The organism is Vibrio sp. SG41-7, from assembly GCF_014164465.1.
Classification (GTDB): domain Bacteria; phylum Pseudomonadota; class Gammaproteobacteria; order Enterobacterales; family Vibrionaceae; genus Vibrio; species Vibrio splendidus.
The window spans coordinates 1-18,112 of sequence record NZ_JACJFF010000097.1; the positions used below are offsets into that span (position 1 = coordinate 1).

General features: G+C 43.4%; 16 protein-coding genes and 1 pseudogene. 7 read left to right on the top strand and 10 right to left on the bottom strand.

Annotated elements, in window-relative coordinates; all coding sequences use genetic code 11:
* On the top strand, positions 1-1,310 hold a 1,310-nt coding region (locus H5300_RS19895; RefSeq protein WP_182796683.1), incomplete at its 5' end, for a diguanylate cyclase.
* Between the two features lie 36 nt (positions 1,311-1,346).
* On the opposite strand, the gene H5300_RS19900 is transcribed toward H5300_RS19895, so the two are convergent.
* A complete protein-coding gene (locus H5300_RS19900; RefSeq protein ID WP_029224228.1) occupies positions 1,347-1,952 on the bottom strand; it encodes a beta-phosphoglucomutase family hydrolase in 606 nt (201 codons plus the stop codon).
* Positions 1,953-2,039: 87 nt separating this feature from the next.
* Between H5300_RS19900 and arfB the strand changes: the two genes are divergently transcribed.
* Positions 2,040-2,450 (top strand): alternative ribosome rescue aminoacyl-tRNA hydrolase ArfB, encoded by a 411-nt coding sequence (arfB, locus tag H5300_RS19905; RefSeq protein WP_004730912.1) that lies wholly within the window; start codon positions 2,040-2,042, stop codon positions 2,448-2,450.
* A 173-nt stretch (positions 2,451-2,623) separates the two neighbouring features.
* Here arfB and H5300_RS19910 read toward each other — a convergent pair whose 3' ends face one another.
* On the bottom strand, positions 2,624-2,941 hold the full coding sequence (locus tag H5300_RS19910) for a helix-turn-helix transcriptional regulator (RefSeq protein WP_004730913.1): 318 nt from the start codon (positions 2,939-2,941) through the stop codon (positions 2,624-2,626).
* A 201-nt stretch (positions 2,942-3,142) separates the two neighbouring features.
* On the opposite strand from H5300_RS19910, the gene H5300_RS19915 reads away from it, so the two are divergent.
* The gene (locus H5300_RS19915) at positions 3,143-3,469 is read left to right on the top strand and encodes a hypothetical protein (protein WP_182796684.1); all 327 of its coding nucleotides are present in this window, start codon (positions 3,143-3,145) and stop codon (positions 3,467-3,469) included.
* Positions 3,470-3,591: 122 nt separating this feature from the next.
* Here H5300_RS19915 and H5300_RS19920 read toward each other — a convergent pair whose 3' ends face one another.
* The 3 genes from H5300_RS19920 to H5300_RS19930 form a co-directional block, all read right to left on the bottom strand.
* The gene (locus tag H5300_RS19920) at positions 3,592-4,653 is read right to left on the bottom strand and encodes a trypsin-like serine protease (protein ID WP_182796685.1); all 1,062 of its coding nucleotides are present in this window, start codon (positions 4,651-4,653) and stop codon (positions 3,592-3,594) included.
* Positions 4,654-4,918: 265 nt separating this feature from the next.
* The gene (gcvT, locus tag H5300_RS19925; RefSeq protein ID WP_029221995.1) at positions 4,919-6,052 is read right to left on the bottom strand and encodes a glycine cleavage system aminomethyltransferase GcvT; all 1,134 of its coding nucleotides are present in this window, start codon (positions 6,050-6,052) and stop codon (positions 4,919-4,921) included.
* A 494-nt stretch (positions 6,053-6,546) separates the two neighbouring features.
* Positions 6,547-7,170: a helix-turn-helix domain-containing protein gene (locus tag H5300_RS19930; protein ID WP_182796686.1), complete on the bottom strand. Its 624-nt coding sequence runs from the start codon at positions 7,168-7,170 to the stop codon at positions 6,547-6,549.
* Between the two features lie 441 nt (positions 7,171-7,611).
* Between H5300_RS19930 and H5300_RS19935 the strand changes: the two genes are divergently transcribed.
* The 3 genes from H5300_RS19935 to gcvP all read left to right on the top strand — a co-directional run bounded on the left by H5300_RS19935 (position 7,612) and on the right by gcvP (position 12,304).
* Positions 7,612-8,904 carry a serine hydroxymethyltransferase gene (locus H5300_RS19935; protein ID WP_017059848.1) on the top strand — a complete coding sequence of 431 codons (1,293 nt, stop codon included), beginning with the start codon at positions 7,612-7,614 and terminating at the stop codon, positions 8,902-8,904.
* A gap of 51 nt (positions 8,905-8,955) precedes the next feature.
* Positions 8,956-9,336 (top strand): glycine cleavage system protein GcvH, encoded by a 381-nt coding sequence (gene gcvH / locus H5300_RS19940; protein WP_004730871.1) that lies wholly within the window; start codon positions 8,956-8,958, stop codon positions 9,334-9,336.
* 88 nt (positions 9,337-9,424) lie between these two features.
* Positions 9,425-12,304, top strand: a complete 2,880-nt coding sequence (gene gcvP, locus H5300_RS19945; RefSeq protein WP_182796687.1) for an aminomethyl-transferring glycine dehydrogenase — start codon at positions 9,425-9,427, stop codon at positions 12,302-12,304.
* Between the two features lie 439 nt (positions 12,305-12,743).
* Here the strand turns inward: gcvP and H5300_RS28030 are convergent, their stop codons facing one another.
* The 3 genes from H5300_RS28030 to H5300_RS19960 form a co-directional block, all read right to left on the bottom strand.
* Positions 12,744-13,265 carry a hypothetical protein gene (locus H5300_RS28030; protein ID WP_259397806.1) on the bottom strand — a complete coding sequence of 174 codons (522 nt, stop codon included), beginning with the start codon at positions 13,263-13,265 and terminating at the stop codon, positions 12,744-12,746.
* A gap of 392 nt (positions 13,266-13,657) precedes the next feature.
* Entirely contained in the window at positions 13,658-13,876 is a 219-nt protein-coding gene (locus tag H5300_RS28035) for a hypothetical protein (RefSeq protein ID WP_259397808.1), read from the bottom strand.
* 120 nt (positions 13,877-13,996) lie between these two features.
* A complete protein-coding gene (locus H5300_RS19960; RefSeq protein WP_182796688.1) occupies positions 13,997-14,311 on the bottom strand; it encodes a hypothetical protein in 315 nt (104 codons plus the stop codon).
* Between the two features lie 363 nt (positions 14,312-14,674).
* Here H5300_RS19960 and H5300_RS19965 point away from each other — a divergent pair, with 363 nt between their 5' ends.
* Positions 14,675-16,057, top strand: a complete 1,383-nt coding sequence (locus tag H5300_RS19965; protein ID WP_182796689.1) for an MATE family efflux transporter — start codon at positions 14,675-14,677, stop codon at positions 16,055-16,057.
* Between the two features lie 113 nt (positions 16,058-16,170).
* Here H5300_RS19965 and H5300_RS19970 read toward each other — a convergent pair whose 3' ends face one another.
* Both H5300_RS19970 and H5300_RS19975 read right to left on the bottom strand, forming a co-directional pair.
* On the bottom strand, positions 16,171-16,734 hold the full coding sequence (locus H5300_RS19970) for a type II secretion system protein (protein WP_259397809.1): 564 nt from the start codon (positions 16,732-16,734) through the stop codon (positions 16,171-16,173).
* A gap of 359 nt (positions 16,735-17,093) precedes the next feature.
* Positions 17,094-17,993 (bottom strand): annotated as a pseudogene (locus H5300_RS19975) (methyl-accepting chemotaxis protein); the annotation flags it as partial.
* Between the last annotated feature and the right edge of the window lie 119 nt (positions 17,994-18,112).

Sequence of the window (18,112 nt, forward strand, 5' to 3'; positions counted from 1 at the left end):
TTAATATGCTCGAGGTCTACGACCGCCTTCTTTATCAAATCGGTACATCATCAGCCGTCCCTGTCATTCTTAACAGAACCGGACATGTCATCATGGGCCCTGATATCGAAGAATCGTTTGGGCATCTTATTGAATCTCGTTCAGATAAAACCTATGCGAAGCTTTACCCAGAGCTTTGGAAAGCCATTCAAGAAAATACCTCTTCTAGCTACTTTGATGGTAAAAACTGGTATTTTCACTCAGATATCAGCCCTAAAATAAAGCAATTTAAAGGACCAATTTATTTGGTTCTTCATGTTGAAAACCAACAATTTAGCAGCCAATACCGACAAGAAAAACAAGCCATATTCGTGCAGATCATTACCTTATCTTTCTTAATTTCGATGATTTCGGCTGGTTTTGTACTTTGGAACAGTAACCACAAAAAGAACAGCATCGATAGCCAACTGGCTAAAGCCGCGATGAATGGCATGTCAGCCTTGGTAATTACTGACCGAAATAACCGAATCATCAAAGTAAACCAAGAGTTTACTCGCGTGAGTGGTTACGATTTGGAAGATGTAAAAGGACGTCAGCCTTCGATGTTTGCCTCTGGTCGCTACAATCAAGAGTTCTACATCAAGATGTGGAGCATTATCACTAAGACGGGAGTTTGGGAAGGTGAAGTGGTCAATCGCCGTAAAGACGGGTCTTTGATCACTGAAATACTACGAATCCAAACTATCAAAGATTCGAAAGATGTGATTCAGTTTTACGTCGCTTCTTTTGTCGATATTAGTAAACACAAAGAACTCGAAAAAAAGCTCAGAAATCTAAGTGAAAAAGACGCATTAGCTGGTTGCTGGAATCGAAGAAAATTTGACCTTGAACTTCGTGACGAATGTTCTCGTGTTAATCGTTACCCTACTCGCGAGCAATCTTGCTTAGCTATCTTGGATATTGACTACTTCAAACGTATTAATGACAGATTTGGGCACGATTACGGTGATCGAGTCATTCAAACAGTCGCTCAAGTACTTCAGCGTGAATGCCGTGAAACAGATTTTGTTGCTCGCATTGGTGGCGAAGAGTTTGGTGTTATTCTGCCTCACACCACAACGGAAGGAGCTGAATACGTTCTCAACAGGCTGAGAATTGCTGTCAGCCTTGAACTCGATAACGTAGTCACTGTGAGTGGCGGCATTACTAACATCACCAATGATCCAGCGCTGAACTACAAGTGCGCTGATTTAGCGTTATACGAAGCTAAAGCAGCAGGTAGAAACAATGTATGCTTATTCCTAGACAAAGAAATGAGTGAAATAGCCTAACAATAGATAGTACAAGCACTCTTGTTAGGCTCTCGATCAACTTGGGGCCGGGTAAAACTCTAACTTGTTCCCTTCTACCACCAGAATACAATCCATCTTCGCAGCATGAGCGGCTTGTTTACCTAAGTTCGTATCTTCAAACACAACACACTGCTTTGGCTGTAATCCCATACCAAAACACGCATCTAAGAAGGTATCTGGGTTGGGTTTGTGATTCTTAACGTCTGTTGCTGTCACTAGGATATCGAGCTTGCTCAAGATATCTGTTTTGTCCAACAACTGTTCTGCACTTTTACGTTGGCTACCCGTCCCGACGGCAATCTTCTTGCTACCTAAATTTTCTAATAACAGAGAATGCGTACAAGGGATGATATCTCCTTTGTCTTCAATCGCAGCAAACGACGCCATCTTAAACGTAGAAACCGCTTGTGGGTCGAGCGATAAACCGTATTTACTGTTCACCTCACCCGCGATCTTATAACTCGGCATGCCACCTAAGCTATGCAGCCAAGACGCTTCAAAATGAAAACCGAATTCTTCAGCCGTTTGCTGCCACGCCTTTACATGTGCTGGCATTGTATCGATCAACGTACCGTCCATATCAAAGATTAATCCTTCATATGCCGTTAAATCTATTTTCATCACTACTACCACTCTTTGAGAAAGTTACTGATACCATAACCAATATTCAGTATCATGACCCCATATTACCGTTCAAAATGGATGTTTATGTTACAAATATCTAACTCTGTTTCGATTCAAGACTGGGAACTCCAGTTAACAGCGATCAGAGCACAAGGAGCCGGCGGTCAGAACGTCAATAAAGTATCAAGTGCGATACATTTGCGTTTTGACATCAAGCACTCCACCCTACCAGATTTCTATAAAGAGAAACTGCTAGCACACAAAGATAGCCGCATCACTAAAGATGGCGTGATTATCATTAAGGCGCAGCAGTATAGAACTCAAGAACAAAACCGTGATGACGCTTTGGTGCGTTTGAAAGAACTTATCTTGGAAGCAACAAAGGTTCAAAAAGTAAGACGAGCAACTAAGCCGACACGTGGCTCTCAGAAAAGACGTTTAGAAGGAAAGAAACAAAGAAGCACCACCAAGCAACTGCGCGGAAGAGTAGAATAGTTTTTGATTTCATCAGTGAACACGTCACCCATCAAACAACCGTTCTAACGCTATTTATTCGCAGGCTATTTGTTCGAAGTATTGATTGGAAGCCTATTAGTTCGAACGCTAGGCATTCGAAATCTAGGTATTAGAAAGCTAGGTATTCCAAAATAACCTAATGGAACAAAACTCTACTGCTGTTTTTTGACCGACAAAATCAGCTTGATTAACAACATGCGCTCTTCGCTGGTCAGTAAACGACTGACCGCCGCTACGTCTTCCGCTGTCGCTTGTGATGCGCCAACGACATCCAGTACCACATCCAAATCGGTAACTTTCAACGTCCTCGTGAGCGAACGATACTGAGACATTTTGATATCAGCTTCACCACGTTCGATTCGTTGATAGGTTTTTAAACTCATTCCCGCACTTGAGGCTAATTTTTCCTGGGACAAATTGGCGAGCTTCCTGCGATCAATCAGCGCCATGATTATGGGTTCTTGTGACATAAGCTTATCCTCAATAGACAGTTATGACCTAATTTCAGCAAGAAGCAGACCATATTGACTCGCAACGGTTTACATACGCCATTAAAGGCATATTATTCGATTATTAAAAAACGTTACGTTTCATAAACTTTCACACTTAGATCGGTCGTGAGCGTACAGGCTAGTAAACTTGAATATTCAAGTGTTGGGAAATAAGAAAAATTGCAAATTGCGAATAATGAAGGCGTCAAATTGGAAATTGCGAATCGCTATACATTGGCGTTTCCTTGCATCAAGCACGCATTAGAATCAGAAAATACCCGCCATCAAATTATCGCGGTACAGCATAGGCTACTCACTTACAAAGAAGTGTTGTTGCACGGGAACATGTTGGAAGACAAGGAATTAAGACAGGCTTTTTCTGCGTTGAACCAAAATGAAAAAGATGTCGCGCAAGGCGGTATTAAAAGCATCAACGATGCAATAAAAGAGATGGATGAGATTCTAGAAGGGTACAGTAGAAAAGTGTCTTCTGGTTTGTGCGTCTAGTCTATTGATATCAACGAGTAGCACCAAACTCTCAACGGCTTAAACGAATAGAACAAAACAAAAACGGCCAGTCATTGTTTAATGACTGGCCGTTTGTTTAACTAAGATAAGGAAGTAGTAATCTAACGAGATATCACTCGTCTAAACCCACCTAGTAACATCAACGCACCTAACAAGCCAAATGATACACTGCCACCGCTGCCACCAGAGCCAGATGAAGTTGTACCAGCATAAGCAGTACGTTTCGCGTCTGTTGAAACAAATTTAGCGGTTTCAGTTCCTGCAATCACACTATCAATCCAATCTTTATAGTCATAGATCTCTGTGAATACAGAAGTTATGGTGGAGGTGCCACCACATGTCCCTGGACCGAAGCTAGTGATTCCAACCTGCCTATAGTCAACACCATCTCTCCAGTAAACTGGACCACCTGAATCACCTTGGCAGGTGCCATTGAATAGTCCGGTAGATGAGCTGTAGTTGCCATTAAAGCAGATCTGTTTGTTAGTTAAAGCTGCATCATCAATAAAACCGGCCGTTGCACAAGTCGCATTATCTACATAATTAAGATCTGCTTTTTGTAATAAGGTAGTGCCGTCAAATCCAGAACGTGTATCACCGTGACCCACAGCAGTATACGTCTCTAAAGAACTACGATAGCCCTCAGAAGTTGGTCGCTTCACAATATCATTAACGGAATCTATGTTGAGCGCACTTTCAAGTTTTAAAATGGCTACGTCATTACGTAATAAATCGTTCAAGCTATTTGAATAATTACTAGGATAAAACACCTCAGAAACTCGAACCTTTTCAATGCTTCCATTTGGGAATTGAGAAGTGTCTTGTAGTTGAGGGACGACAACAGTAAAAAGCTGTGCACTCTCGTCACCATAGATACAGTGCGCTGCGGTTAGAATATGCGTTGGATCTAAAATTGTTGCTCCACAGTAAGGGCCTGTAGAGTAAACACCGTCATAATCAATACGATCAATGAACAAGCTCGCCATCGAAGGAAACTCCGTGACCGAAGCATTGCTACCATTCACGATATAAGGTGTTACACCCGTATTAGGAGTACTTTCGACCGAGTTTTCTGTCGCCATAACACTTGATGTATAGATTAATGGCGCTAATAGCCCTAAAACGGCTTTACGAACCGGACTCACTGCATAGTTCACATTCATAGTTAACTCCTTGTAACCGCTACGACTTATTTATAAAAATGATATGTGGACACCATAACACGGCGTAACCCTGAGTATAGTAAGTATTTGTAACGATATGGCCACATCTCTCATTTTATAAACGGATTTATCGACAACTTATCTCAACCAATCATCCTAAGTTTTATACGTTGCGAAAAACAAAAAAGCCTACCGTTAACACCCTCAAATACAGAGAAGCAAACAATAGGCTTTGATTTAGCTTAGTGGTTTCTCTTAAAAGAGATTAGCCACGGTAGTAACGCTGAGGTACGAAAGGCATTTTTTCTACTGTCATTGGTAGCTTCTTGCCACGAACGTCAGCGAATACTTCAGTGCCAATAACCGCTAGGTCAGTGCGAACGTAAGCCATAGAAACAGGCTTACCAGCGTTAGGGCCAGCAGTACCGCTTGTTACAACGCCAATCTTGTTGTCTTCAGCATCAAACAGCTCTGCACCTTCACGTACTGGTGCTTTAGTTTGACCCACTAGACCAACACGCTTACGTTGAACATCTTTCGTTGCGATTTGCTCAAGGATGATATCAGCGCCTGGGAAACCGCCTGCACGCTCACCGTCAGTACGACGAACTTTTTGAATACCCCATAGAAGGCTAGCTTCAACTGGAGTAGTTGTTGTGTCTAGGTCGTGACCGTATAAACATAGACCACACTCAAGACGAAGTGAGTCACGAGCACCAAGGCCAATCCACTCTACTTCTGCTTCTGATGTTAGTTTACGAGCAAGTGCTTCAGCGTGATCGTTCGGTACTGAGATTTCGTAGCCGTCTTCACCGGTATAACCACTGCGGCTTACGATGCACTCTACGCCGTCGATATCGACTTTTTGAACGTCCATGAACAGCATGTCTGCAACACTTGGTTGGAAACGAGCAAGAACTTCAGACGCTTTAGGGCCTTGAAGTGCTAATAGAGCGCGATCATCAATCACTTCCATTTCTACGTCAGCTGGAAGGTGCGCAGTTAGGTGGTCGATATCTTGTGTTTTACAAGCCGCGTTCACAACAACAAACAGGTGATCGCCTAGGTTAGCCACCATCAGGTCATCCATAATGCCGCCCTGCTCGTTGGTAAAGAACGCATAGCGCTGCTTACCAGAAGGAAGGTCAATAATATCTACAGGAACCAAAGATTCTAAGACAGCTGCTGCGTTTGCGCCATGAAGACGAAGTTGCCCCATGTGAGAAACATCAAAAAGACCGGCAGCATCACGAGTGTGTAAGTGCTCTTTCTTTACACCTAGTGGATACTGAACTGGCATATCGTAGCCAGCGAAAGGAACCATTTTTGCACCCTCTTCAACATGAAGTGCATGCAGTGGTGTTGTTAGTAGGTCTTGATTAGCGTGTTCTTGAGTCATTTTCTTCTCCATGAAGCGTTGCAGGCTGTCCAAAGTCGAGTCTGCCGCTTATATCTCTATTTAGAGTCGCCTCTAACGATAAGTCTCATCATTAGTCACCTCAGCGTATTCGCGTTAGTCACCTTGACGTCTTAACCTTAGAAACAGTAGATAGTAAAAAGTGATGTCTTTTATATAGGCTTATATCGTTAGCTTGATAAATCAGGTTAGCTGTACAAAAGCTCTACAAGTCACTTTCTAAGAATTCACTTCAGTAAACTTCAATCAACATGAGTAAACCGTGTTCACTATAATAAACAAGCCTGAGTCAGTTTTACACCCTTAACAATAGTAAAACAGTTCAAAATGTGACATTTAACAATTTAAAAACAATTTTTCGATGCATACAAAAACGCGATATTGATGATTATCACATCAATATCGCGTCTATTGGCAAACGTTAGAAACAATAGCAAACGGTTGCATTCACTATAAGAAATTCCAACTTTGTTAATTTATTTTGCTGTCACCCACAAAATGAGCGCGTCTTCTGCGCTGGTCGAGATAAGCATGTGACCCATATTGGCATCGTAATACATGCTATCACCTTCACTCATTGGCACAGGTTCATAGAATTCTGAGTAGAACATCGCATCACCAGAGATGATCATCAAAAACTCTTCACCGTCGTGACGTACCCAATCGTTATACTCTTCAAAAGTACGCGCTCTCACGCGACTCTTAAAGGGCATCATCTTCTTATTAGACAGCTCTGTTGCAAGCAGTTCATGCTCGTACGTTGGGGTTGGGTGAGGTTTACCTTGACCAGCCTTAGTTAAGTCACGACGCCCTGTTGCTACCTTTTTCCTTGGTGGCTCAAACAGTTGGGGCATGTTTATTTGTAAGCCCATCGCTAGTTTTTGCATCGCTTGGAAGGTTGGCGAGATTTGCTCGTTCTCAATTTTGCTGAGCGTAGAGCGAGCTAAACCAGTACGTTGGCTCGCTTCTTCTAACGTAATCCCAAGCTTGCCGCGGATATCTTTAATACGCTGGCCAAGCCTAAGTGGTTCGATATTCTGGTCTAACGTTTCCTTCGCCAACGTTAAAGATGGGTACTCATCATAAATGTCTTCTGACATAGGTCCCTCATTAAATTCTTGCTTCCTGTCTATTAATTTCATTGTTGCATGAAGCGCTTTGTTGATTAAAGAGCACACAGAGAAATAAAGCGTGCTCCCCGTAGCAAAACAAGAAAAGTTGTTTCCTATTGGAAATTTTTGTTGAAAATTGATTTTATCGGAGCTATGTTATCGACTTGTTAGATGAAGAGATGCTACTTCGGCTTGCAGCAAATGATAGATTTAACATTTGTAAAAGCTGTTTTTTACCCGAACTTTTTGGGAAACAATTCGTGCTGCATTGACCCTACAACGATCGCTTAGACGCTGTAAGAGTATATTTATAACGCAATTCACGTTTATCTATACCTATATAGCGCAAACGATACCGATGCAGAAATCAACGTAAGACCTAATGGACTATAAAAATAATCACCATTAGCTTAATGAAAGGTCTCGACAATGAACGCTTACCAAAACCATAGCTTAGACAGTTTTTTCACTACGAACCTATCTGGTACTGACGACGCAGTATTTGCTGGCATCCAAGCAGAGAACACTCGTCAAAACGAACAAATCGAACTTATTGCTTCTGAGAACATCGTTTCTAAAGCAGTAATGCAAGCTCAAGGCACTTGCCTAACCAACAAATACGCAGAAGGCTACCCTGGCCGTCGTTACTACGGTGGTTGTGAGCACGTAGATACAGTTGAAGCTATCGCGATTGAACGCGCTAAACAGCTGTTCAAATGTGAATACGTAAACGTACAGCCTCACTCTGGCGCTCAAGCAAACGGTGCAGTTAAACTTGCGCTACTTCAACCTGGCGACACTATCCTAGGTATGTCTCTTGACGCTGGTGGCCACCTAACACACGGTGCGCGCCCAGCAATGTCTGGTAAATGGTTCAACGCCGTTCAATACGGCGTAGACCGCGAAACTCTAGAAATCGATTACGAAGCGGTTCGCGCTTTAGCTATCGAAAGCCAACCTAAAATGATTATTGCTGGTGGTAGTGCTATCCCACGCGTTATTGATTTCGCTAAGTTCCGTGAAATCGCTGACGAAGTTGGCGCTATCCTAATGGTTGATATGGCACACATCGCGGGTCTTATCGCGACAGGTGCTCACCCTAGCCCACTACCACACGCACACGTTGTTACTACAACAACGCACAAAACACTTCGTGGCCCACGCGGCGGTATGATTCTTACGAATCACGAAGACATCAACAAAAAGATCAACTCTGCAGTGTTCCCTGGCCTTCAAGGCGGCCCACTAATGCACGTTATCGCGGCTAAAGCAGTGGCGTTTGGCGAAGCACTTGGCCCAGAATTTAATACTTATATTGATTCAGTGATCGACAACGCAAAAGTTCTTGCTGAAGTGTTGCAAACTCGCGGTTGTGACATTGTGACAGGCGGAACTGACACGCACCTAATGCTGGTTGATCTTCGTCCTAAGGGCTTGAAAGGTAACGTAACTGAAGAAGCATTAGAGCGTGCAGGGATCACATGTAACAAAAATGGCATACCATTCGATACAGAGAAGCCTATGATTACTTCTGGTATCCGTTTAGGCACGCCAGCTGGGACCACTCGTGGTTTTGGCACTGAAGAATTCAAACTTATCGGTGAATGGATCGGCGATGTACTTGATGGCTTAGTTGAAAGCCCTGAAGGCAACGCTGAAGTTGAGCAACGTGTTCGCAAGCAAGTTAAAGAGCTTTGCAAACGCTTCCCTCTTTATCGTTAAACCGTTTTTAAGATTTAAATTAAAACCTCATAAATTTTTGGAGAATAAGCAATGGACAATACACTAAAGTTTGCAGACAGCCACGAGTGGGTAAAAGACAACGGTGACGGTACTGTGACTATCGGTATTTCTGAGCACGCTCAAGAGATGCTAGGTGACGTTGTGTTTGTTGACCTGCCTGACACTGGAGACGAAATCGAAGCTGGCGAAAGCTTCTCTCTAGTTGAATCAGTGAAAGCAGCTTCTGATATCTACGCACCAATCTCTGGCGAAATCGTAGAAATCAACGAAGAATTAGAAGATAGCCCTGAGTTAATTAACGAAGAATCTTATGAAGGTGGTTGGATTGTTAAAGTGAAGATGTCTGATGCGTCTGAACTAAACAACCTTAAAGATGCGGAAGAATACCTAAGCTCTATCGAAGAAGACTAATAGGTTCCTCATTACGATAAAGCTGCTCTTTGGAGCAGCTTAATTTTAGGGGCTAGCTCACGGCTCCAAAGAGAAAGTAGAACATATCATGACTGAATTACTTCAAAGCCAATTACTAAAAGACTTGGGTACTCAAAACGAGTTTGTTGCTCGTCATAACGGCCCTAATAAAGCAGACCAGCAAAAAATGCTTGATGCGATCAACGCGACTAGCTTAGACGCTCTGATCGACGAAACGGTTCCTGCACAAATCCGTCTTGAAAAACCAATGACACTTGCTGCGCCACTGAGCGAAATGGACATGCTGACCTCTCTTAAAGAGATCGCTAACCTAAACCAAGTGAAACGTACTTTCATTGGCCAAGGCTACTACAACACATTCACTCCAAACGTTATTCTACGTAACGTTTTAGAGAACCCAGGCTGGTACACAGCTTACACACCATACCAACCAGAGATTTCTCAAGGTCGTCTTGAAGCTCTACTCAATTACCAACAAATGGTAATGGACCTAACAGGTATGGAAATCGCGAACGCATCCCTTCTTGATGAAGCGACAGCGGCTGGCGAAGCTATGACACTGTGTAAGCGTGCTGGCAAAAGCAAGAGCAAAGTATTCTTCGTTGCTGATGATGTTCACCCTCAAACACTAGAAGTTGTTAAAACTCGTGCTGAGTACATCGGTTTTGAAGTAATGGTTGGTGCTCTTGAAACACTTCCAGAGCAAGACGTATTTGGTGCGCTTCTTCAATACCCGAGTACAACGGGTGAAGTGCGTGACCTAACAGACATCATTGCGAAAGCTCAAGCTAACAAAACACTGGTTACAGTGGCTACTGACCTACTTGCTTCTGCTCTACTTAAGCCTGCTGGCGAAATGGGCGCAGACGTAGTAATCGGTTCAGCGCAACGTTTCGGCGTTCCTATGGGTTACGGCGGTCCACACGCTGCATTCATGGGTACTCGTGAAAAGCATAAGCGTACAATGCCAGGTCGTGTAATCGGTGTATCTATCGATACTCACGGTAACCAAGCGCTACGTATGGCAATGCAGACTCGTGAGCAACATATCCGCCGCGAGAAAGCGACATCGAACATCTGTACAGCTCAAGCACTTCTAGCAAACATGGCGTCGTTCTACGCGGTTTACCACGGTGCAGAAGGCCTACGTACTATTGCTCGTCGTACACACCACATGACAGCTATCCTAGCGGCTGGCCTGACTAAATCGGGTTACGAGCTAACGAACAACAGCTTCTTTGATACCATCACGATCAACTCTGAAGAGAAGACAGATGCACTGTACGCGAAAGCGCAAGCAGCAGACATCAACCTTCGCCTTCTTAAGGGTAAGATCGGTATCAGCTTAGATGAAACAACAACGATCGATGACGTGAACGCACTGTTCGCAATCTTCGACGTGAAAGAAGACGTTCAAGCACTATCTTCTGACATTGCATCAAACGAGTTTGCCGCAATTCCAGAAAACTGCCGTCGTGAATCAGAGTTCCTAACTCACCCAGTATTCAACACGCACCACAGCGAAACGCAAATGATGCGTTACCTAAAACAGCTTGAGAACAAAGACTTCTCACTAACGCACGGCATGATCCCACTGGGCAGCTGTACGATGAAGCTGAACGCTGCTGCTGAGATGATTCCAGTAACATGGCCTGAGTTTGGTTCAATTCACCCATTCGCACCTCTAGAGCAAGCGGCGGGTTACACAGCACTAGCAAAAGATCTTAAAGAGAAGCTATGTGAAATCACTGGTTACGACGATTTCTCACTACAGCCTAACTCTGGTGCATCTGGTGAATACGCAGGTCTAATCGCGATTCAACGTTACCACGCAAGCCGCGGTGAAGCTCACCGTAACGTTTGTCTGATTCCAAGCTCTGCGCACGGTACTAACCCTGCAACAGCATCAATGGTTTCAATGAAGGTAGTGGTTGTTAAGTGTGATGAAGATGGCAACATCGACATGACAGACCTAGCAGCGAAAATCGAGAAGCACAAAGAAAACCTATCAAGCATCATGATCACTTACCCTTCTACGCACGGCGTATACGAAGAGCAAGTGAAAGAAGTGTGTGAACAAGTACACGCAGCGGGCGGTCAAGTTTACCTAGACGGCGCGAACATGAACGCTCAAGTAGGTCTAACTTCACCTGGCTTCATCGGTTCAGACGTATCTCACTTGAACCTACACAAAACATTCTGTATCCCACACGGTGGTGGCGGTCCGGGGATGGGTCCTATCGGTGTTAAATCGCACCTAGCACCTTTCCTACCAGGTCACATCGAAAACGGTGTACAAGGTTCAGACTACGCGGTATCAGCAGCAGATTTAGGCAGTGCTTCAATCCTACCGATCTCTTGGGCTTACATCGCAATGATGGGCGAACCTGGCCTAACAGACGCAACTAAAGTAGCGATTCTGAACGCGAACTACGTGATGGAGAAACTACGTCCTCACTACCCTGTTCTTTACCGTGGCACTAACGGCCGCGTAGCGCACGAATGTATTATCGATATTCGTCCACTTAAAGAAGACACAGGCATCAGCGAAGAAGATATTGCTAAGCGTCTAATGGACTTCGGTTTCCACGCGCCTACTATGTCTTTCCCAGTAGCTGGCACACTAATGGTAGAGCCAACTGAATCAGAAGATTTAGAAGAGCTAGACCGTTTCTGTGAAGCGATGATCGCAATCCGTCACGAAATGGCAGCAGTGAAAGCCGGTGAATGGCCACTAGACAACAACCCTCTAGTGAACGCACCGCACACACAAGTTGACCTTTCAGGCGCAGAATGGGATCGCCCTTACTCTCGCGAACTGGCTTGCTTCCCATCGAAAGCAACGAAGAACTCGAAGTACTGGCCAACAGTTAACCGTGTAGACAACGTATACGGCGACCGTAACCTAATCTGTTCTTGCCCAAGCATCGATAACTACGAAGACTAATTTTTGTAGATTTTAGATAAACAAAAGCGAACCACTTGGTTCGCTTTTTTGTTTTTCAGATTATATGACTAAGAAAGCATTGACCTTACCGTAAGGGAAAGGTTTATGGTTGAGTGAAACCAACGATGAATTAGGAACTGATTATGGGATGTTGCAATAAAGCGCCAAAAGGTGGAGCCCCTCTTGGCTTGCTTCTAAAAGTAACGCTTGGGATTGGTCTTTTTGTTTTTCTACTGGCTTTGTGGCAATAAATTTGAGCTGAGCCCTTAAGGGACGCTTTCGACAGTGCCTTAGAGACAATCAAAAACAGAACTAGTATGTAATATTTGTGTGCCCCATCTTTAACCGGGTCTGCAAAATATAATCATGTTTCATTCTTCAACCCCAATTAAACAATGCTCTCCATGTTGAGGAAGAGCGTGAATTCCACCAATTCGCTTTAAATCGCACGCGGATAATGAGGGTTCAACCTGCGAATAACAGCACTGCATACACAGAATTTCAGGCTGCGCACAGATAGAAGAAATGATGACCTGATCACTTGTCGTGCATGGTGAAAAAGGTTTTTGTTCCCATGCAAAAGAACCAGTGCAAAAAAAGCAACCTGTGCCGGTTTGCCGCATTTCTCGCAAAACCCACGTAATTTTCGAAAGGTCTCTTTCAGAGCAATTAAATCGTCTTTTCTTTCCCCTTGTTTATTATCGTGAAGGGCAAACTCTTCAAATTTACGCAATGGAGTTGGAAGGTATTGATAGAGACCTTTTCTTTTGTATTCAAAGTCGGGGGAGAAGACAACCAATCGTGCTTGTGACGTAGTAAATGACTTGCGATATTCCGATAATAAATGTTCTCGACATAAGGTCTGTCTTTGATATCCATACCATGAAAACCAAAGAAATTTTTTAGGCACTTTGACACAAAAATCAGTAACACTTTTTTCTTGGCACTTAAGACAAGTCATCGACACATCCTCCAACAATTTCCGTAGGGTCGCTTTTATACAATCAAACAGAATAGGAAAACTATGCTGTTTAAGTAGAGACCTAAGTAGCATAAAAAACCACGGTGTTTAGCGCATCACTTCAAGCTTCAGGATTACATTATCTATATGTGATACCTTAACCCTTAACCCTTTTCTTATAGGCCCGCCATGCGACTTAGTATTATTAAAACCAGGGGAGATACTAAAGTCTGAATAACTAAATTTAACACCCTCAACAGTAAAACTTTCCTGTTGATGCCCTCCATAAGGCATCGGGTTAAAGTTCTCAACACTTCCTTCAACAACATCATATTCACCCTGACCGTAATCAGATAAAAGGGAATATAATTGAACTATTAAGCTGCCCCCACTTAAAGCAGTCCAAAGCACTGAAAAGTAAGGAGTATTTTAAAAACCATACCTATGCTTTGTTCAGTCGCTGGCTTACCAACAACTTGCACATCCCAGCTGGATAATTTCTTTCTATTTTTATAACCTTCAGCCGAAATATATATAAATAACAAACCGGGAAGAGCGAAACAAAGTGACCACAACCCTTCAAACTTTATATTATAAACAACTTCGTACATTACTACCTCAATTGAATGCTAACACCTTGGCTAATCCATTTTGCCATAAACTCAAAATCGGCTTGAATTGAAAGTGCCAAACATTGTGAATCAAACTTAACCTTCTTGTTATACAAGTGGTTAATTGTGCTCTGCAGTTTCTTTAAAGAGCAGGTTCAGAGGTTTAACCAAAGAGTAAATCCACAAGCCAAATGCTACAAAGCACCACATAAATAATGTTAGAAACAAACTAAATATTGGCCACATTGCCAAGGCGAGCAGCAGGCCTGATATGCCCGTTACTGGTGTTTCATCCCACTTTACAGTCTCCGCATCAAATATAGATGCGATACCACATACTAAAAAGAAGACAAAGAAGCTCAGGCTAAAGCCGATAAAGAGCATTTTGAAAAGAGACCTTTTCGATATTTTCTTAACTGTAATTTCCATTTTCATCCCTGTATTTGTATAACAGCTGTGCTACAGAAAATTCTGCCTAGTTCATTAGTCACCAATTGTACTAGCCTTTGTCTTTCCATAACAATCACTTATACCACAACCTTAGTGATTAGCGTGGCAAATATATAAATTATCCATCTAGCATGATTCCCACGAAATCATGAACTTACGCGCGTTAAACCCGTGTTGTAACCATCAGAACCTATCCGTACCTCGGAGCAAGTGAAACTCTATAAATCCAAAGCTTGACCCTATACGGTAAGGTGTTTATATTGTCGCCCGCCCAACGGGGCACATCCTAAAATGCACACCGGCCATCCTGCCATCATTCGTGTATTTATATTGGTGTTGTGAACTTCCATGCTAACGAAATTTCGTCCTTTTACTCGTGAATCGGGTGCGCTTATGCATCTTTCGGTTCCAATCATTTTGACTCAAATAGCTACCCAAGCGATGGGATTTGTCGATACGACAATGGCTGGCCAAGTAAGCCCTGCCGACCTCGCCGCTATTGCACTCGGCACAAGCCTTTGGATTCCTGTATTGCTGCTACTACGTGGTGTGATTATGGCCTTAACACCCGTTGTTGCTTACCACCGCGGTGCACGCGACTTTCAAAGTATCTCTGTTGAATTCTTCCAGATGGTTTGGTTGGCATTAATTGCTAGCGTATTACTTATCGCTTATTTAGTGAGTGCGAAACCGATCTTAGAATGGATTGGTGTTGCCGCTGAGATCATTCCAATTGGCAGTGATTATGCGTTCGCCCTCGCCTTTGGTGTGCCGGGTATTGCCCTGTTCTACACCTTGAATGGCTTCTGTGAGGGTATGAACAACACCAAAGTGCCGATGATCATTTCTGTGGTTGGTTTGTTGGTGAATATTCCGGTCAACTACGTGCTTATTTACGGTAAGTTTGGCTTCCCTGAAATGGGCGCTGTGGGTTGTGGCTGGGCGACAAGCTTGGTTTATTGGTTAATGTCAGGAATGCTGTATTCCTACATTAAAGGTCATCACCACTACAAAACCATTATTAGTTTTGCAGACGCTAAACCAAAAGCAAAAGAGATGCTTCACCTTCTAAGATTAGGTTTACCTATCGGGATGAACATCGCGGTGTGTGGCAGTATCTTTGCGGTAATCGCACTGATGATTGGTCGTATTGGTGCAGAGAACGTGGCAGCGGCACAAATTGCACTTAACATCTCAAGCCTAACTTACGTGATTCCTATGAGTATCTCATTTGGCATTACGATTCGTGTTGGACATGCATTAGGCGAGAAAGACGAACTCGGAGCGATTGAGCGCAGCAAAGTCGGTATCTTGGTTGCAGCGTTAATTTCATTGCTTTCGGTTGCGATGTTCCTGCTGTTCCCTGAGTGGATCATTAGACTTTACACGACCGACCCTGCAATAAGCGCTACGGCAGCGGTATTGTTGACCTTTACGGCGATGTACCAATTCAGCGATGCATTGCAAACGTCTGCTAACGGCGCACTGCGTGGCTATAAAGACACCAAGATCCCGATGATTTTAGCTATCGCTTCATACTGGGGCTTGGCACTACCACTTGGCATGGTGTTGGGCTTAACAGACCACATTGTTCCAGCAATGGGTGAAGAAGGCTTTTGGATTGGTATTCTAACGGGATTAAGCGTTTCAGCGACGCTGATGTTAATTCGCTTGCGATACGTAATTAAGAAGCGTGACTTGTCACCAGCAGATGTTGCAATAGCAAGCTAAGATAGACCAATAAGCTAATACAAAAAAGCGCGTTATTGCCATTTGGTAATAACGCGCTTTTTTATTGAATTCGAATAAGCTTTAATCTAAATAGAATCGTTTAGCTGATCTGGTTAACATTCGTCGTTCACTACACGAACGGTACATTCACAACCACCAGCTGGACATTCATTTCCGGTAACTCGCCCACCAAAAGAATCATAGATAACATAACACCCAGCAGGCAAAGCATCGTCAATTAGATTGTTGCTATCAAGGTCTGCTTCACTAAATGAATGAGTGTACCCAACGACAGTGTGTCGGTTTCCAACAGCCGATGTTAAATTATCATCTTCAGACAGTGTCAGAAAATCAATCATATCAAGTTCGTCACCTTTGTCCCCTTCACTTTCAGGGCAAAGCGTCCCCCAATCTACTTCAACGCGACCGATACCGAAATCGATAACATAGTCACCTTGGTCATCTGGATTTTCCGCACTAGGATCAAGCCCTGCGATAATAGCTTTAGAAGTCACTTGCGTGATCACGCCTTCCATCGCACCCGCAACACCTTCAAGTACAGCTTCTCTCGCTGATTGCTGAATACCAAGGAATCTTGGAGCAGCCGTTACCGCTAATACTCCGAGTATCACGATCACGATGATTAATTCCATTAAAGTAAATCCGTTTTTCTTCATGACACCCACATCAACTGACCACAATAGATACAATTACTGAACAAACTATCAATAACTATACATCGCGATGCGATGCGGAACACCTTATGTGTCGTGTCAGAGCTGCTGTTTAGTCGATTTTTTGAACTTACGCATGCGGGAATAAAAGTAAGTGCCTGCTGTCACTGTCTTATTTGATCGCGTTGTTCTAAATAGATCAAATTTTCGATAGTACACTGCAGGTACATTCTTCATTTCTGTTGCGTTCTATCGGAGTATCTGCGTCGGCATATCGCAAAAAAATAGCGCTCATGTATGACATAAGCGCTATTAAATTACTGGAGGCTCAACACATCTCTTAAAGAGATATGTTGGGAGTTCTAGATTTTAAATGAACCGACATAACGATCGAGAACTTGTGATAACTCTGCCAACTGCTGGCTTGATTGCTCTAACTTCTCACTGGCGCTCAAACCATTTTTGACTGAGCTATTAACCGTATCCATGTTCATATTAATTTCATTCGCTACCGCTGACTGCTGCTCCGTTGCCGTTGCGACTTGCGTATTAATATCGAGAATAGCCAAAACTTGCGTTGAAATCTTTTCCAAAGCTTGGCGAGCCATTTCAGTTTCAGTCGTACCCTCTTCAATTAGGTTCTTACTATTACTCATCGAGCTAACAGCGTTCTTAGCTTCGGTTTGAAGTTGGTTGATCATAGTGTCAATTTCATCGGTCGACTGTGCTGTTTTTGTCGCAAGGTTACGAACTTCATCAGCAACAACCGCAAAGCCTCGACCAGCTTCACCAGCACGTGCAGCTTCAATCGCAGCGTTGAGTGCAAGCAAGTTTGTTTGCTCAGAGATACCTCGAATAACGTCAAGAATAGTACCGATCGACTGAGTATTATCAGCAAGGCTCACGATGATGTTAGAAGCACTATTCATTTCGGCTTCAAGGTTTGCAATCGAATTTGTGGTCTTCTCGATTGTCTTGTGACCTTCTTGAGTTTCACTCGCCGCCATGTTTGCCGCGCTTGCAGCACCAGCCGCGCTAGACGCAATTTCATTAACCGTGGCGATCATTTCATTCATAGATGTCACGACCAACATGGTTTGTTCGTTCTGCTCTTGTCCTCTTTGCAATGCTTGCTGCGACTGTTCACGAAGCCCAATAGCGGTGCTATTTAATTCAACACCCGTATTCACTGTTTGAGTAATAATCTCGTGCACCTTGCCAACGAACACATTGAAAGCCGATGAGATTTGAGCAACTTCGTCATATATGGACCCACCCAGTTTGCAAGTAATTTTACACGTTTGGTAATAGAGTCATTGCCTTCATATATTCGGCCTATTTATTGAGCACATTATTATTGTGTTCATGGCCCTGATGTAAT

Excerpts from the sequence above, each read along its gene's own strand:
- H5300_RS19900 (WP_029224228.1), bottom strand. The coding sequence starts at position 1,952 with ATGAAAATAGATTTAACGGCATATGAAGGATTAATCTTTGATATGGAC.
- arfB (WP_004730912.1), top strand. The coding sequence starts at position 2,040 with ATGTTACAAATATCTAACTCTGTTTCGATTCAAGACTGGGAACTCCAG.
- H5300_RS19910 (WP_004730913.1), bottom strand. The coding sequence starts at position 2,941 with ATGTCACAAGAACCCATAATCATGGCGCTGATTGATCGCAGGAAGCTC.
- H5300_RS19920 (WP_182796685.1), bottom strand. The coding sequence starts at position 4,653 with ATGAATGTGAACTATGCAGTGAGTCCGGTTCGTAAAGCCGTTTTAGGG.
- gcvT (WP_029221995.1), bottom strand. The coding sequence starts at position 6,052 with ATGACTCAAGAACACGCTAATCAAGACCTACTAACAACACCACTGCAT.
- H5300_RS19930 (WP_182796686.1), bottom strand. The coding sequence starts at position 7,170 with ATGTCAGAAGACATTTATGATGAGTACCCATCTTTAACGTTGGCGAAG.
- H5300_RS19935 (WP_017059848.1), top strand. The coding sequence starts at position 7,612 with ATGAACGCTTACCAAAACCATAGCTTAGACAGTTTTTTCACTACGAAC.
- gcvH (WP_004730871.1), top strand. The coding sequence starts at position 8,956 with ATGGACAATACACTAAAGTTTGCAGACAGCCACGAGTGGGTAAAAGAC.
- gcvP (WP_182796687.1), top strand. The coding sequence starts at position 9,425 with ATGACTGAATTACTTCAAAGCCAATTACTAAAAGACTTGGGTACTCAA.
- H5300_RS28030 (WP_259397806.1), bottom strand. The coding sequence starts at position 13,265 with ATGACTTGTCTTAAGTGCCAAGAAAAAAGTGTTACTGATTTTTGTGTC.
- H5300_RS28035 (WP_259397808.1), bottom strand. The coding sequence starts at position 13,876 with ATGTACGAAGTTGTTTATAATATAAAGTTTGAAGGGTTGTGGTCACTT.
- H5300_RS19960 (WP_182796688.1), bottom strand. The coding sequence starts at position 14,311 with ATGAAAATGGAAATTACAGTTAAGAAAATATCGAAAAGGTCTCTTTTC.
- H5300_RS19965 (WP_182796689.1), top strand. The coding sequence starts at position 14,675 with ATGCTAACGAAATTTCGTCCTTTTACTCGTGAATCGGGTGCGCTTATG.
- H5300_RS19970 (WP_259397809.1), bottom strand. The coding sequence starts at position 16,734 with ATGAAGAAAAACGGATTTACTTTAATGGAATTAATCATCGTGATCGTG.